The organism is Kitasatospora sp. NPDC001159, from assembly GCF_053598235.1.
Map to the genome: position 1 here is coordinate 1 of NZ_JBSFJV010000143.1, position 14,064 is coordinate 14,064.

Genomic DNA, 14,064 nt, shown 5'->3' on the forward strand with positions numbered 1-14,064 from the left:
CGGCTTCGGGTCGGCGGACCGGTACATCGCCACCGCACGCTCACGCAATTCGAGTGGGTACTTCATCGGTGCGGCCATCGTGGGGCTTCCTTCCATGCTCCCCATCTGAACCGCTGTCAGCTTCTCCCGCATCCCGGGGGAGTCTCAACTTCACCTGTCTATACCGACCTGTTTTGGCCCCACCGTTCCGGGTTCCGCTGGCCCCACCGAAGTTCCGGGTTCGAGTGGCCCCACCTGGCGATCCCGGTGGTTCGACCACCAGCGCCGCTGCTCCGTTCGGCCGCCCGACCGCAGGCGCCGCTCGCCCACACCGCCCGAGCCGTCCCAGCGGAACTGCAGGCGGGGTTTCAGCTGCGCGGCTCGATCATCCGGCTCCGCAGCCTGCACCCCGCCACGTGATCACAACTGTTTACGGGCCCTAAACCCGGCGGCCCGTGGCGGAGGCGAAGCCCAGCCAGGTGTGTCGGTTGCCCGCCCAGCACCAGCCGACCTTGGGGGCGTTGCGGCGCTCGCGGCCGTCCCGCCCGGTGCCGTTGCTGAGCCAGATTGCCGGGGTGCGCGCATCCAGGGCGCCGTTGGGCTTGCGCAGCCGGGAGCCGATCGTCATGAAGCAGTGGTTGCGTTCCAGGACGGCGGGTTGCTGCATCACCCAGTGGATGCCCTCGGTGAGCAGCAACGGAGTGCGGGCCTCGGCCGTGAGGGCGGGCAGAGCCTCGTTCGGGCTCCAGTTGGCCATCTGATCGCCGCGATTGAGGCCGGTGAGGAGGTAGAGCGGGTCCTCGGGCAGCGCGACTGTGTCAAGCGGGGCGAAGAGGTCGACGTCGGGCATGTCGGTGACGACAAAGCCCGGCTTGCCCTCGCGGCGGAGCAGCGGCGCGAGGGCGGAGGCAGGGACTTGGTCCGGGTGAACAGCGAGCAGGGCGCCGTCGCCGCCCGCAGGGGCCTCGGCGGCCTCGGCGAAGGCACGAAGCTCGGCAGTGGACAGCCCTGCCAACTCGTGCACCCCGAGCTCGATCAGTCGCTCGGCCTGCACGCTCAGGGCCGGGAGTACGGGGAGAACGGTGGCGGAGGTGGTTTCGGGCACGATGCTCCCAGAGATAGCGATGTGGACGGACCCAAAACGAGGCGGCCCGACGGAACATTCCCGCCGCCGCTGCCTCCGCCCCGTCCCGTGATCACGACTCTGTACGCGCCATAGCGGCTCCGTCCAGGCCCGCTGCGACGCCCTTGGACGGATCGGGCCTGCCGTGGGCCGTCCATCGGCACCGGCAGAGCCCCGACGGCGGGCCCAGCGGTGGTTCTCCGGTGTCACTCGATCGAGGGGCGGGGCCAGTTGAGTCCGGAACTCTTGAGAGGTGCTCCACCGCGTCACCCGCCCGGAGCAGCAGTGGGGCCAGCAGAAGCCGGAACAGTGGGGCCAAAACAAGGTTCTGCTCAAGTTCTGTGGAGCTCCGCCGTGTGCGTGCGGAGCCGCCTCGGAGCAAATCTCTGAGACCGCGTTTGAGATCTGCTGTAGAGCCAGCCGAGGCCGAAGGGTCAGCAGGACGATCCCGTCTTGGTGATCGGTACGATTGGCAGGGTTGGAGGGGATGTGATGTTGCAGGTTCTGTACAGCGGGGAGACCAGAGAGCTCGAGGTCTCCGGGACGCGTCAAGGGCTGCTGGTGTTCGGGCAGCTGCTGCGGGGGAAGGCCGGAAGCTGTGATCTCTCGGAGAACCAGCGCCCCTTTCCCTACGAGAGGTCGCTGTCCGAGATCACGTTCCAGGAGGATCCGGAGCGGGGCGCCGTTTCGATCGTTACGGAAGCCCAGATCCTGAAGATCCAGGGAGGGCGGGAAGCTCTCGACCTCCTCGCCGACAACATCGAGGGGTTCGCCTCCGAGGCAGATGCAAGCGATCATTGCCACGTCGACTCCCCGACATACGACTACATTGCGCCAGAGTCGGACCCACTGGTGATTGCGTTCATGAAGTGAGCGGAGAGCCTTCGGTCGCACCGCGGTTGAGCCCGTAGGCCTCAGTACGCGAGAGCGATCGTGGGCCTGGCCGGGTCGCCGGCCGGCCTCGAGCAAGGCGGCGGACCATGATGCCGATCATCGCCCAGCGGATCATCGTCTCCGAATGGGCGGGGCTGGTCTCGTAGTCCCGGGCGAGGCGTCGGTGGGTGATGAGCCACGAGAAGGTACGTTCCACCGCCCACCGCTTGGGCTGGACCTGGAAGCCGCGCTGGCCGGGGTCCTTGCGGACGATCTCCAGGTCGCGGCCGAGGATCTGCGCGGTCCACTCGACGAGGCGGCCGGCGAAACCTTGGTCGGCCCAGATCTTCTTGACGCCCGGGTGGTCGAGGCGGGTCCACAGCAGCGGCCGCTTCGCGCCGTCGCGGTCCTGGATGCTTGCCGCGACGACGTGGACGGCCAGGAGCAGGCCGAGGGTGTCGGTGACGATGAACCGCTTGCGGCCCTTGACCTTCTTGCCCGCGTCGAATCCCCTGGTGGCCCCGGGGACGGTGTCGGCGGTGCGGACGGACTGCGAGTCGATCAATCCCGCGCTTGGCTCTACCCGGCGGCCGTCGGCTACGCGGACCTTGTCACGCAAGGCGTCGTGGATGCGCTCGACGGTGCGGTCGTCGTGCCACCGCGTGAAGTACCAGTACACGGTCGGCCAGGGCGGGAAGTCCTTCGGCAGCTGCCGCCAGGCACACCCGGTCCGCACCACGTAGAAGATCGCGTCCACGATCCTCCGCCGCGGGTGCTTCTCCCGTCGGCCACCCTTCGGACCCACCCGAGCCGGCGGCAGCAGCGGCTCCACCAGTGCTCACTGCTCGTCCGTCAGGTCCGACGGATACCCGCCCCCAGAAGCACTCACACAGGGCTCAACGACCCCGCCAGCGCCACGGCACGGCAGATCTCAAACGCGGTCTGACCTGCTGATTTCCTTCTCCCGAGGTTCCGATGTACCCGGCCTCGGGCCGACACCACAGAAGTTGGGCCAGAGCCCAAAACAAGCCGGAAGAAACATTCACCCAAGCGCCGCGCCGCCGGGAAGGGGATTCATCCACACGAAGACGAACAATTCCGATCTGGCCGGATCACCCACACCCTGCCAACCTGGCGCGGCCCCGTGGCCGCGGTCAGTGGTTGGACGCTCGGCGAGCCCGAGAAGGGCTGACCGTCCAGGCCGCCGGCCTCGTGCCCTCGGACGTCCTCTCTCGTTGATCCTGGCGAGCGTCCCGATCAGGACGTACAGCGGTGCCCTGCTCCACACTGCCCGGCACGTACACCCCCCACGGCCCCGGGCACGGCACGGCACCGTTCGCCGGGGCGGCCGGATACACCGGCCGCCCCACGCCCTTCGGTCAGCAATGCCAGAAGGCCGCCACCCTGGGGGTGACGGCCTTCCAGTGCCTTCTCGGGGCCGCAGCAGCGTAGCGCCGACCAAAACGGCACCGGCCCCGGCAGGGGCGGCCCTACCAAGCCACCCCCAGGGCTTCCAACTGTCCGAGCTGCTCCTCGGTCAGCTTCTCCCGCCTTGCCTTCTGGTTGTTCAACCAGGTGCCCAGCGACGTCCCGTCCTCCTTGTGGGAGCGGGGCACCTTCGCGTGGCCTTCCCGCTCGACGAACGCCGCCAGCGCCGCCAGGCCGGCACCGAACCGGTCCGCCCGCGACACCTTCGGCTTCGCCGCGGCTGCCGCCCGCGCCGCCGCCAGCTCGACGTCCTTCCCGATGCCGAGCGCCGCCAGCAGGTCCCGCTGCTCCTGGTCGAGCTCGGCCCACCCGGCCCGCTACGCCCGCACCCACCGGCCGAGCTGCTCGCCCTCGAACGCCGTCTCCAGTGGCAGGCCAGCCCATTCGACGCGGCCGTCCGACTCCAGCCACCACTGCCGCGCCACGGCGTACGTGCGCTGCCAGACGATCGGCCAGCGCGGCGCCCACCACGGGTCGATCTCCTCCAGCGCGGCCCGCCGCTGCGGGTCGAGCGCGCCCGGCTCGCCCTCGGGCACCTCGGCGGCCGCCCGCAGACCCGCCAGCCAGGCCGACCTGGTCGCCGGTGCGGGGGCGGGCCGAGCGGGGCGTGTTCGAGCAGGTGGCGCAGGTCGTGGGAGGCGCGGTGTTCGGCGGCGGCGTCCAGCCAGCGGCCGGTGGCGAGCATGAGTGCGATCAGGGCTCCGGCCGGGTACTCGCCGGTGGCGAGGGTGCCGGCCAGGGTGAGGACGGCGATCAGGTCGACTCCGGCCCGGCCGCGGCGCAGGGCGCTGATCACCCAGGCGAGGGAGGGGATGATCGCCACTGCGGTTCCGGCGGCCCAGCACGCATCGGCGAGCGTTCCGGCGCCGGCGAGTGATGGGTGGCGTGTGGGTTGCAGCGGTGGTGTGCCGCCCGTTTTCAGTGGCTGGGTGGTGGTCGCTGCTGGTCAGTGCCGTGTGTCGCTGAACGGTGGTGTCGTGTCCGTACTGAAGAGCAGTGTCGTAGGTCGGCGAAGTTCCGATGTCGCCTGTAACAGAGACCGCGATGCGAGCGGCGCGGCTTGTACCGGGGCGGTCACCGAGCTGCGGTGCGGCTCTGCCTGAGGTGGAACTCGATGGAACGGCACAGGCTCAGCGCGTCCTGCGGGTTGTCGGCCCGGTGGCCGAACCGGCGGATGAGCACTACCGAGTCGAGTGTGACGCCTGCGCGGGCCAGCACGAACAGCAGGGTGAGCAGGGCGGCGCGGGCGTTGCCGTCGTCGAACGGGTGGAAGAAGCAGACATCCAGGTAGGCCCGGGCCGCCCTGGCGGCCAGCGAGAGCCGGCTGTCGGCGGCCTGCGCGAGACAGGCGTCGAGGCGGGTGCGGGTGTCGGGGCCGATCCCGTAGCGTTCCTCGCCGCCCTTGGCGAAGGCGGGGTGGGCGCGCAGCAGTGGCGGCTCGGGTGTGCCCAGTACGTGCTGCTGCCAGCCGCGGAGCAGCTCGAAGTCGAGCGCGGCACCACGCGCCGCGTCGGCCCGCACCAGCTCCAGTGCGGTGAGCAGGCCGGCGGCGCGGGCGGGGTCCACTGCGGCGTCGAAGGAGCGGAAGTCCTCCGCCGCGCCGTCGCGGGCGGGGGTCGCCGGTCCACTGTTCGCGCTGTCCTCGTCGTCCGGCCACGGCACGCTCTCGCGTATCGCGAGCCAGCGCTCCAGGTGGTCCGGGAGCTCGCCCGGGTCCGGTGACCAGTGGGTGTCCTGCTGGCGCAGTGGGCCGACGAGCCGCTCAGCGACGTCCTCCGCCAGGACGGTGTCCGGCGCGGTCCAGCTCTTGAACCGGCCGCCGATTGCCTGTTGCACCAGCCGCTCAGCCAACTCGGGGGCGACACCCCAGTAGCTGAGGAACCAGCCCAGGACCTGCTGGCAGTGCCCGTACCAGCCGCTCTCGGCGCCTGTCCGGTCGGCCACCTGCAGGATCAGGTTGCGGGCGGTGCGTTCCCACAGGATCCGGTCCGTCTCCAGGGTCTCCGGGTCCAGGGGGTAGGCCTCGAACCACTGCGCGAGGTGCTCCAGCCACTCACGCCATTCGCACAGCGCCGCCACGACTTGGTCGAGGGTCTGCTCCGGGGTGGTGATCGAGTGCGACCCGCAGCACCAGTTCCCGACTGGCCCGCCGTCGACGTCCCCCTCGCCGAGCGACCAGCGCCACCCGGCCGCCCACCGGCCGTAGCGCTCTATCAGCACGTGTGTCATGGCATCGGACCAGGGCTTGGCCACCTCCCAGGCCCAGTTGACTTTGGTCGGATCGAGGTTGGGGTCCTGCCGGGAGGGTACCCGCCGTGCCGGGCCGAGGGAGTGGACCACCTGCGCCGCCGAAGCGGGGTCGAAAGGGTGGCCGGCGGGGTCGACCTCGTCCCAGGTCAGGCCTGTGGGGTAGAGCGCATTGAACACCCGGTCAGGGTGCCACGGGGGCCAGGGGTGTGAGCAACGTTATTTCCGCCCAGGTCGCGGCCAGGCGGACCGCCACCAGGACTCCGGCTCCGCCGGGTCGCCAGGCCCCTGGGGGACACCAGGGAGGGCCACCCGCCCGTCGCGCTGGTTTTCATGGTCGAGGTGGACCGCTCCACCATGGCCCCGCCTCGGGTGGCCGCGAAGTTCACCGCCTACCGCGAGCTGTTCCGGACCAAGGTCCGCGACAACGACCCGGCCCTCGCCGACGAGGAGAGCGCCGACCGCACGGTGCACTGGTGGCGCCGGGCCTACCCCGGCCACACCCGCGCCGGATACCCGCCGGTCGCCTTGGTCGTCACCGACGCCGGATCCACCGCGCTGGCCAACCGGCAGGAGGCGGTGGCCGAGCTGTCGGCGGAATGCTGGATCGGGCAGCGGTGCACGGTGCGCCGGGACGACAACGACGGGGACGGCTGGCGGGTCTACGACGACGCCGTCCCGGTCGTCGCGACCACCCTTCAGCTGCTGGCCGAGCTCGGCCAGCTCGGCCCGGTGTGGTGGCGCTTCGGGCGCCCCGGCCGGCACTCCCTGATCGAGGCGTTGGAGAACCCGGACAACCGTGCCGCCTACGACCTGCGCCAGCAGGCCCGCGAGAAGGAGGCCGACCAGGCCCACCGCGGGCTGATGCGGACCCTGGCCTGTGCCGACTGCGGCCAGGTCCCGAAGGAGGAGAGCACCTGGGAGTACGGGCTCCACGGACAGTGGACCCGCCGCCCCGGCGGCCGCTGCTACCCCTGCCATCAGAAGCACGAGGAACGGCAGGAGAAGGCCGCCGCCCAGGCCCGGGGGCGCCTGGAGAAGGCCCGGGAGACCAACGCCTCGCTGCGCCCGTGCTGGACGTGCCGGGGCTCTATCGGCGGGAAGGCGGGCTCACCGCTGGAACTCCAAGAGAAGGCGGGCTCGGACCGGTTGGAGTGCCCGCAGTGCGCGGCCGACCGGGAGGTGGGCGAGCTGGGCCCGCTGGTGCTGCCCGCCCCAACGAAGCGGGAGCTGGTGGCCGCACTGGTGTCTGCTTCGGACGATCCGTGGCTCCACGCGAAGCTCTACCCGGCGAAGGATCGCAAGGTATGACCTGCTGGTGTGAGGGGGTTTGGACCTTTGCGGGGGTGGTTGGGTGGTTGGCGGGGCCGCTTGCGTCTGGTGAGGCAGAGGCTCACCACCCTACGAGCGATCACTTTCGCCGGGTGCACGTCACCGTGAGGCCAGCGCCTTCCACGTCCTCGTAGGATGGGAAGTGCAACGTCAGCTCGCCGTTTCTGTAGCTGACCTCGGTCGCTGTTCCCAGGTTCTTGCTCCAGCCGTTGTCCATCGGAAACCTGCCCGTGAACCCTTCGTCAACGCCGTCAGGGACGCTCGGAACAACACAGGGCTCTTTCTTCTGCGGATCAATCCAGTCCAGATGAACGATGAGGCGAGCGTCGTTGAGCTCCCACCGTCCTTTGAGTCCTGCGACGTTGGTGGCGGACCATTTCCCGTCAGGGGTGACGGCGATGACACCCTTGTGCTCGGCGGTCGACTGGTACTGCCAGTCCCCGATGACGAACGCCTTGAAGGCCTGCCCCCTGACGCCACCGCCTGAGCCGTTCCCGCTGCAAGCGGACACGATGCTCGCCACCGCTCCGATCGCGAGATAGCGAAGTGTCGTACGGCGCCCCACCAGCCTTTTTAACTGACGAACCATCATGCACCTTCCTCTCATCAGCTCTGGCGGAGTGTAGGCCGACTGCACGCACCGCTGGAAGAGGGCATCCGCGGACCAGCGTCAGCGCTTGCTGCCCTCGGGGCTGCGATGTCGAACAAGGTGGTATGGCGAGCGGAGCCGCGCCTCCTCCACGCGAAGCTCTACCCGGGCTGGAAGCGTCCGGGCATGTGACTGTCGCGTTCCTCCCCGCTCGGGATCTGCTCTCCGCTGTGCCGTGGAGGGCGTCCAGGACGGCTTTAGTGACGGCAGTGCCGGGTCGGGTGGCGAGTTCGGGGCTTACGTGTGGCTCGCGTGCGTTGCTGTGATCCGGAACAGGTCGAGGAGTAGCAGGATGTCGACTGCAATGCCTGTGATCAGCATGCGGCTGGTCGATCGGAGCAGGGCCGTGGCGCCGAGGATGATCCCGGTGACAAGGAGGACGAGGGAGGTGGCGAGGATCAGGTAGTAGACGGCGCTCGGGGCGTCCTGGCTGGCGACCAGGCTGGCGCCGATGTCGGCGACGAGGAACTGGGGCAGGCCGAACAGCCAGACGCTGGCGGTTCTGCCCCTGGTCGGGCGGGGGCGGGGTGGCGTGGCCGGGGCATACGGCGGGGGTGGGGGTGGGGGTGGGGGTGGGGGCTGGGACGGCGGGCCCGCGGGCATGGCTGGCATGGTCGGCATCGCGGGCCGAGCGGTGCTCAGGGCTGCGTGGAGAAGTTGCCCGAAGGCGGGGTCGTTGGAGATCTCGTCCGCCAGGATGCTGCGGACGATGTCCGCCGCTCCGCCTCCTCCTCCCTCGCTGTCGAGCCGGAAGAGCGCGGCAGTGCCGAGCTGGGTGCGGCCGAGTCGCTCGCGCAGGAGCGCGGTCAGGTCCTTGCTCGGCACCCCCGGCGTTCTCGCGTAGGTGGCTGAGTTCACGAGTACGTCGACTGCGGCTGCGGCCAACTCCTCTATGTCCAAGGCGTATTCCCCCTTGTAGGTGTCCACCGTGATGGTACGGATCGAGACAAGTGCGCACCAGTGGGCTCAGGGCTGGCCCGCGCACGGGTTTGGGACATCGCGGGTCCTAGCGGACGAGGATCCGTCCGACCGCACGGTGGACTGGCGGGCGCCGAGCCTGAGGGCACACGCGCGCGGTGACCCTGCGGGTGCCGATAAATCATCCGTGCAGGTCGCGGTCTTGATCGCCAGTCTCTGGCCACGCCTGACACCCGCCCAGGCTCTTCATCTGCACGGGGCACCGACGGCATCATGATCTGTCGTGCTGCTCCGTCTGGCCTACCTCGCCGCGACCAACACCTTCGCGCTGCTCCGGCTCCTGCCGTGAGCAACAGAGAGAAGGACATCGAGATCCTCGCGCTCCGGCATCAACTGCTGGTACTGCAACGCCAGGTCGCCAGGCCCGTCTTCATCGATGCCGACCGCGCCGTGCTCGCTGGCCTGCTTCACCATCTCCCGATGGACAAGCTGCGTCGCCTCCTGCCGCTTGTTCGCCCGGACACGGTCCTGCGGTGGCACCGCGACATGCTCAGAGGGCGATAAGAGCCAACTCGCCCTGGTTTACGTGACTGCCCCGAGGGCCCATAGGGGGACTTACGGGATAGAACCTTCTCCAGAGAGGCGGAAAGTCAGCGGTCGAAGTCCGCCAGTGAAGCCGTCCGCGCGAATTCCGCCGTAGGCAGCCCGTCACCAGGTGGAACGGATCAGCACCAAACGCTAGAAACCGGCTCTTATCGCCCTCTCAAACGGCGCCATGCTGCGACCTGCGCACCGAAGCGTCGTGGGCGCCCGCCCACCGTCCGCTCGATCCGCGCCCTGGTACCCGCGCCTGGCCCGCGAGAACAGCGCGTGGGGCTACCGAAGGATCCACGGCGAACTCGCAGCGCTCGGTATCAAGGTCGCCGCCTCCACCGTCTGGGAGATCCTCCGCGAGCACGGCATCCCGCCCGCGTCCGAGCGGCAGAGCACGACCTGGGCCGACTTCCTGCGCAGCCAGGCCGAGGTCCTGCTCGCCTGCGATCTCTTCGAGGTCCGCACGCTGACCGGGGTGCGCCTGTACGTTTTCGCCGCCATCGAGCACTCGACACGGCGCATCCGAGTCCTGGGCGCCACCGCGCATCCGACCGCACAGTGGATCGTGCGGCTCGGACGCAACCTCCTCATGGACCTCGAGGACGCGGGCAGCGCAGCCAGGTCCTGATCCGCGACCGCGACTCCAAGTTCACCGCCGCCTTCGACGCCCTGATGACCGACGCAGGAATCAAGATTGCGACCACCGGTATCCGGATACCCCGAATGAACGCCCTCATCGAGCGCTGGATACAGACCTGCCGCAGGGAACTCCTCGACCGCACCCTCATCTGGCACCAGAGCCACCTCCTCCACGCGCTCCGCGAGTTCGAGACCCACTACAACGAGCACCGGCCACACCGAACACTGGGACAAGCCGCACCCCTGCGCCCACTACCCGAACCGATCAACCCGCCAGCACAGCTCGGCAACCTGGACGTCCGTCGACGGAGCCGACTCGGCGGAACCCTCCACGAGTACCAACATGCCGCATGACCAGGCCGGATGACTTTTCGGCACCCGCAACGCCCGTCTGTCCATGCATCGCAGAACATCACCCGCACCCCGACTGGCACGCCAGTACGGCCGATGTTCACACGTGCGAGCGATCGCGAACCGAGAGGAAAGGGACTTAACGTCCACTCACGGCGTAAACAGACAGTGTCCAACCGCAGGGTGGAACTTCAGGGGGGTCGTCGCCGTTGCTCTGGGCCGCTTCATCACGTTGTTGATTGAGCGCGTCGCTCGTGGCGTGAGCGTGCGAGGTGGTGGGCCGCGCGCAGAAGCTCACGGGTTGCCGCTTCAGTGCGCTCGCCCGGGTTCACCACTGCCAGCCAGCCGGCGATGCCGTAGACGGGGTGCGCGATCACGGTGTCGCTGGCACTGGGGTCGACCTCGGCAGAGGCTGGTTCGCGTGGCGTGTGGCCGGTCCATTGGATGAACGCTTCCTTCCCGGCGGCGATGTTCACGCGGAAGGTGCCCGGCCGGTCCAGACGCGATGCCTCGTCGCCGGGGTAATCCTTGGTCACGACCGTCGCGAACGGTTGGGCCGTCTTCGGGGTGGCGCCGGCGGGAGCGTAGTAGAAGAACGTGTCGCCCCCGCTGATCTCCGGTGTGCCGTCGCCGGGTGCCGGCCTCATGGTCAGGACGCCATCGAGGCCGTCCACGAAGCTGATGATCTCGTCCATGGTCATGTGCTCTAGCGTTGCATTCAAGTGCATGTGGAGACTTTAAGGCTGAGATAGAGGGACTTCAGGATGCTAGGTCTCAAATCAGGGGATATGCGCACTGCAGATGTCGCGCGGCGCGCCGGGTACTCCGTTCAGCAGGTTCGCAATCTTGAGCGAGACGGTGTGCTTCCGCCGACGGCACGCACGGCCAAGGGCTACCGGATCTACGGGGAGGTACATCTGCAGTCCGCGCTGGCCTACCGAGCTCTGGCCGCAGGCGCGGGGCCGATCGAGGCCAAGAAGATCGTTCGGGCCTTCCACCAGCTCCCCGCCTCGCGAGCGCTTGCCCTTCTCGACGCGGCGCACGCCTGCCTGGACGCGGAGCGGGCGGAACTGAGGCAGGCCGAGGAGGCCGCCCAGGCGATTTCCAGCGAGCCGATCGAAGACGTGCGGGTATCGGACTCGATGAGCGTGTCCGAACTCGCCGTCGCCCTCGGTGTGCGCCCTTCGACGTTGCGGCACTGGCATGCGGAGGCTCTCGTCATCCCGGATCGTGACCCCGTGCGAGGAACGCGGCGGTACACACCGACTCAGGTGCGGGATGCGCGGATCGTTCACCAACTACGCAAGGCCGGGTACCGAATCGCGCCCCTTCGGGCCCTCATGCCGGAGCTACGGGGCGCCCGCCGGTTGGAGGATGTCGCCGCGGCGCTGGCGGCCAGGGAGGCCAGCATCGCTGCTCGGTCCAAGGCTCTCCTCGACGGTGCCGCCGCAATCAGTGCAGTGCTCTCCGGCCACGAGCAAAGGGCCTGAGCGCCAGAACGCCGTGGGGGCCGGAGATGACAGCCTGAGGCGACGTCACTGCGGAGGTCCTGGTCTCAGCCGGTGGCAGCACGCTGGCTGCGGGGAACGCGCTGGCCGGGGATGAGGCCGTCAGTGTGGGAGGCCGGTGCCGACCGTGGGACGTCGCCCCGTGGGCGGCCTGGAAGGCCCCATGCCGTCTCCACCTGCCCCGCCCTCCAACGTGGCCGGGTACGGGCGGGCCAGGGCGGCCTGGGGGCGTTTCTCGTCGGGGCACCGGGCCCGGCTGGTCTCAGTGCCAGTCGAGTCCGAGTCCGGCAAGCCGGTCGAGCTGCTGCTCGGTGAGCTTCGCCCGCCGGCTCTTGGTATTGGAGATCCACACCCCGAGCTTCACCGGCACGGTGCCACCGCCCTCGCCGGCCTCCTCCAGCTCCTCCACATGACTCCTGGGAACCGTCACCGACCCGGTGCGCGCCTTGTACTGGGCCAGGGCCGCCACGCCCCGCTCGAAGGCCCCAGAAGCCCCCTTGGCGGCCTTCCTCGGCGCCTCCGGTGCCGCCGCCAGCGCCTCGACGCCGAGGGCGGCGAGGCGCTCGCGCTGCGCCTCGCCGAGGCTCTGCCAGACGATGTGCTGGCGCTGGCGTTCCAGCCACCTGCCGACGTCGAGCCCGTGCACGGTGACCCCGGGCAGCAGATCCGTCGGCTGCGCCCCGCCTTGGAGGCATTCGCGGACGGCGGCGTAGTGGCGTTGCCAGTCCAGGGGCCACCCTGGGTTCCAGTCCGGGTCGATCCCGGCGAGCGCCTCGATCCGGTCGGGACGGTCGGCGAGGACGCCGGGGCGGCGCTGGTTGGACAGCCACTGCCCGACCGGCTTGTCGAGCGCGGTTGCCGTACGGGGGGCGGCGAGGGTGCCGTGGTCCTTGTAGTACTCCCGGGCGGCGGCGAGGTTCTCCTCCCACGCGGCGTCCAGCGGGTCCCACAGCATGCCGAGTGATTCGAGCCGCTCGACCCGCTTGCCCTCCATCTGACCGGCGGCGTAGGCCTTGCGCTGCTCGCTGACCCAGTGCCCCAGCGGGTACATCTGGTGCGGGTCCTGTTAGGCGACGGCTTGTTTTCAGTGCTGGTACGTAGATTCCCTTCAGCGGTCAGCTCGCTGGGGTGGTGCGGTCACGCCGCTGAAGACGTGTGTCGCTGGCGCTGAAGGCCTGTGTCGTTTTCCGCTGAAGGTTTCGTGTCGCCTGGGATGGCCTGCGGGTGGCCGTCCGGCGGCTGGTGTTCTTCCGGGTTTCAGTGTGGCGCGTCAGCTGAAACCTCGGGCCGCCTGATTGCACTGGTTCGGAGGCTGTGGAGCGGCGTGTCGGAATGGAGTAGGTGGCGAAGATGGTCACCGGCCCCGAGCCGTGCCACATCGCCAGCCGGATCGGGTTGGTGGTGCACCGCACGTCCATCGACCACAGCTCGACGTCGTCCTCCATCGAGCACACCGCGACCGCCGGCCCCGTGTGCCCGACCTCCCGCCACGACTTGATCGTCTGCCCCAGCAGGGCCAACGTCGGCACCAGCACCAGCACCCGGCCGCGCGGGACGAGCCGCCGGGCCGCCGCCGCCGAGATGTACGTCTTCCCGGTCCCGCAGGCCGCGTGAATCTGCGCCCGCAGCCCGTTCGCCGGAATCACCCCGCCCGGCGGGATGTCCAGCGCGCGAATGATCGCGTCGACCGCCTCGATCTGGTGGTCACGCAACTCGATGGGCATGTCCCCGATCCTTCCATGGAATGCCGGAGGGTATTTCCTTGGACCGCACCACCGGGAACCAGGTCGAAGACAGGGGGTGCGTCTGTAATACTGACTCTACACAGATCATCATTATGATGCACCAGGCCTGTCGAAGTTCCCACTCCGGGGTGATGCACGGCGTAATTTGGGCATGAACCCGCATTGCGGAGGGTATGCTCCTCTCATGTCGCCAGCCTTGAGAGTAGGTGGTGATGGACGTTCAGAGTGGGCGGAGCGAAGCGGAGCCCACCGGGATCGACAGGAGGTGTCGGCCTTGACCGGCCGTGAGGTGACAAGGGATCGTATGTCGGGTACTGCCTGGGATTCCTGAGCCTACACAGTGCCGCGCATGATGCACCGGGCCCCTCCCAGTCAGCCGAATCCCCCCGAAGCGAAGCGGAGTGGGGATCAGATCAATAAGCGCTTGCGCGAATTGATCAGAATTCCGCCTGCGGAATTCAATTCCCGCGCTTGCGCGGGAATTCCGCCGAAGCGAAGCGAAGGCGTTCGCTGCCCGGCGGCTTGCCGCCGGGTTACCCGCTCTGGCGAATCGGTGGCGGTGAAGCCGCGCCTGGTCTACGTCCTGACCGGCGCGACGGACCCCGGCCCGGAGGAGGC

At 69.1% G+C, this 14,064-nt stretch carries 14 protein-coding genes and 3 pseudogenes; 7 read left to right on the forward strand and 10 right to left on the reverse strand.

All coding sequences use genetic code 11. From position 1 onward, the window contains the following. Window positions 1-418: 418 nt before the first annotated feature. Entirely contained in the window at window positions 419-1,084 is a 666-nt protein-coding gene (locus ACWC9T_RS37800; RefSeq protein WP_449825565.1) for a DUF5701 family protein, read from the reverse strand. Window positions 1,085-1,558: 474 nt separating this feature from the next. Between ACWC9T_RS37800 and ACWC9T_RS37805 the strand changes: the two genes are divergently transcribed. Then, window positions 1,559-1,975: an Imm32 family immunity protein gene (locus ACWC9T_RS37805; protein ID WP_449825578.1), complete on the forward strand. Its 417-nt coding sequence runs from the start codon at window positions 1,559-1,561 to the stop codon at window positions 1,973-1,975. Between the two features lie 70 nt (window positions 1,976-2,045). Here ACWC9T_RS37805 and ACWC9T_RS37810 read toward each other — a convergent pair. The 3 genes and pseudogenes from ACWC9T_RS37810 to ACWC9T_RS37820 all read right to left on the reverse strand — a co-directional run. Beyond that, window positions 2,046-2,810: pseudogene (locus tag ACWC9T_RS37810) on the reverse strand (IS5 family transposase); the annotation flags it as partial. Between the two features lie 655 nt (window positions 2,811-3,465). Then, window positions 3,466-3,666 carry a helicase associated domain-containing protein gene (locus tag ACWC9T_RS37815; RefSeq protein ID WP_449825566.1) on the reverse strand — a complete coding sequence of 67 codons (201 nt, stop codon included), beginning with the start codon at window positions 3,664-3,666 and terminating at the stop codon, window positions 3,466-3,468. Between the two features lie 114 nt (window positions 3,667-3,780). Next, on the reverse strand, window positions 3,781-3,999 hold the full coding sequence (locus ACWC9T_RS37820) for a hypothetical protein (RefSeq protein ID WP_449825567.1): 219 nt from the start codon (window positions 3,997-3,999) through the stop codon (window positions 3,781-3,783). Between the two features lie 71 nt (window positions 4,000-4,070). On the opposite strand from ACWC9T_RS37820, the gene ACWC9T_RS37825 reads away from it, so the two are divergent. Then, entirely contained in the window at window positions 4,071-4,340 is a 270-nt protein-coding gene (locus ACWC9T_RS37825) for a hypothetical protein (protein ID WP_449825568.1), read from the forward strand. Window positions 4,341-4,537: 197 nt separating this feature from the next. On the opposite strand, the gene ACWC9T_RS37830 is transcribed toward ACWC9T_RS37825, so the two are convergent. After that, a complete protein-coding gene (locus tag ACWC9T_RS37830; protein WP_449825569.1) occupies window positions 4,538-5,890 on the reverse strand; it encodes a Fic family protein in 1,353 nt (450 codons plus the stop codon). 162 nt (window positions 5,891-6,052) lie between these two features. Here ACWC9T_RS37830 and ACWC9T_RS37835 point away from each other — a divergent pair, with 162 nt between their 5' ends. Then, the gene (locus tag ACWC9T_RS37835; protein WP_449825570.1) at window positions 6,053-7,021 is read left to right on the forward strand and encodes a hypothetical protein; all 969 of its coding nucleotides are present in this window, start codon (window positions 6,053-6,055) and stop codon (window positions 7,019-7,021) included. A 100-nt stretch (window positions 7,022-7,121) separates the two neighbouring features. Here ACWC9T_RS37835 and ACWC9T_RS37840 read toward each other — a convergent pair whose 3' ends face one another. After that, window positions 7,122-7,634 carry a hypothetical protein gene (locus ACWC9T_RS37840; RefSeq protein WP_449825571.1) on the reverse strand — a complete coding sequence of 171 codons (513 nt, stop codon included), beginning with the start codon at window positions 7,632-7,634 and terminating at the stop codon, window positions 7,122-7,124. Between the two features lie 294 nt (window positions 7,635-7,928). Further along, window positions 7,929-8,618 (reverse strand): hypothetical protein, encoded by a 690-nt coding sequence (locus ACWC9T_RS37845; protein ID WP_449825572.1) that lies wholly within the window; start codon window positions 8,616-8,618, stop codon window positions 7,929-7,931. A 274-nt stretch (window positions 8,619-8,892) separates the two neighbouring features. On the opposite strand from ACWC9T_RS37845, the pseudogene ACWC9T_RS37850 reads away from it, so the two are divergent. Next, a pseudogene (locus ACWC9T_RS37850) lies at window positions 8,893-9,164 on the forward strand (integrase); the annotation flags it as partial. A gap of 207 nt (window positions 9,165-9,371) precedes the next feature. Then, a pseudogene (locus ACWC9T_RS37855) lies at window positions 9,372-10,196 on the forward strand (integrase core domain-containing protein); the annotation flags it as partial. A gap of 224 nt (window positions 10,197-10,420) precedes the next feature. Here the strand turns inward: ACWC9T_RS37855 and ACWC9T_RS37860 are convergent. Next, window positions 10,421-10,894 carry a DUF6194 family protein gene (locus tag ACWC9T_RS37860; protein WP_449825573.1) on the reverse strand — a complete coding sequence of 158 codons (474 nt, stop codon included), beginning with the start codon at window positions 10,892-10,894 and terminating at the stop codon, window positions 10,421-10,423. An 87-nt stretch (window positions 10,895-10,981) separates the two neighbouring features. Here ACWC9T_RS37860 and ACWC9T_RS37865 point away from each other — a divergent pair, with 87 nt between their 5' ends. After that, window positions 10,982-11,683 (forward strand): MerR family transcriptional regulator, encoded by a 702-nt coding sequence (locus tag ACWC9T_RS37865; RefSeq protein WP_449825574.1) that lies wholly within the window; start codon window positions 10,982-10,984, stop codon window positions 11,681-11,683. A 280-nt stretch (window positions 11,684-11,963) separates the two neighbouring features. Here the strand turns inward: ACWC9T_RS37865 and ACWC9T_RS37870 are convergent, their stop codons facing one another. Both ACWC9T_RS37870 and ACWC9T_RS37875 read right to left on the reverse strand, forming a co-directional pair. Next, complete coding sequence (locus ACWC9T_RS37870; RefSeq protein WP_449825575.1) at window positions 11,964-12,752, reverse strand: helicase associated domain-containing protein; 789 nt, start codon at window positions 12,750-12,752, stop codon at window positions 11,964-11,966. Between the two features lie 64 nt (window positions 12,753-12,816). Then, complete coding sequence (locus ACWC9T_RS37875) at window positions 12,817-13,425, reverse strand: DEAD/DEAH box helicase family protein (protein ID WP_449825576.1); 609 nt, start codon at window positions 13,423-13,425, stop codon at window positions 12,817-12,819. A 445-nt stretch (window positions 13,426-13,870) separates the two neighbouring features. Between ACWC9T_RS37875 and ACWC9T_RS37880 the strand changes: the two genes are divergently transcribed. After that, window positions 13,871-14,064: hypothetical protein (locus ACWC9T_RS37880; protein WP_449825577.1), on the forward strand; the 194-nt coding region annotated here is incomplete at its 3' end.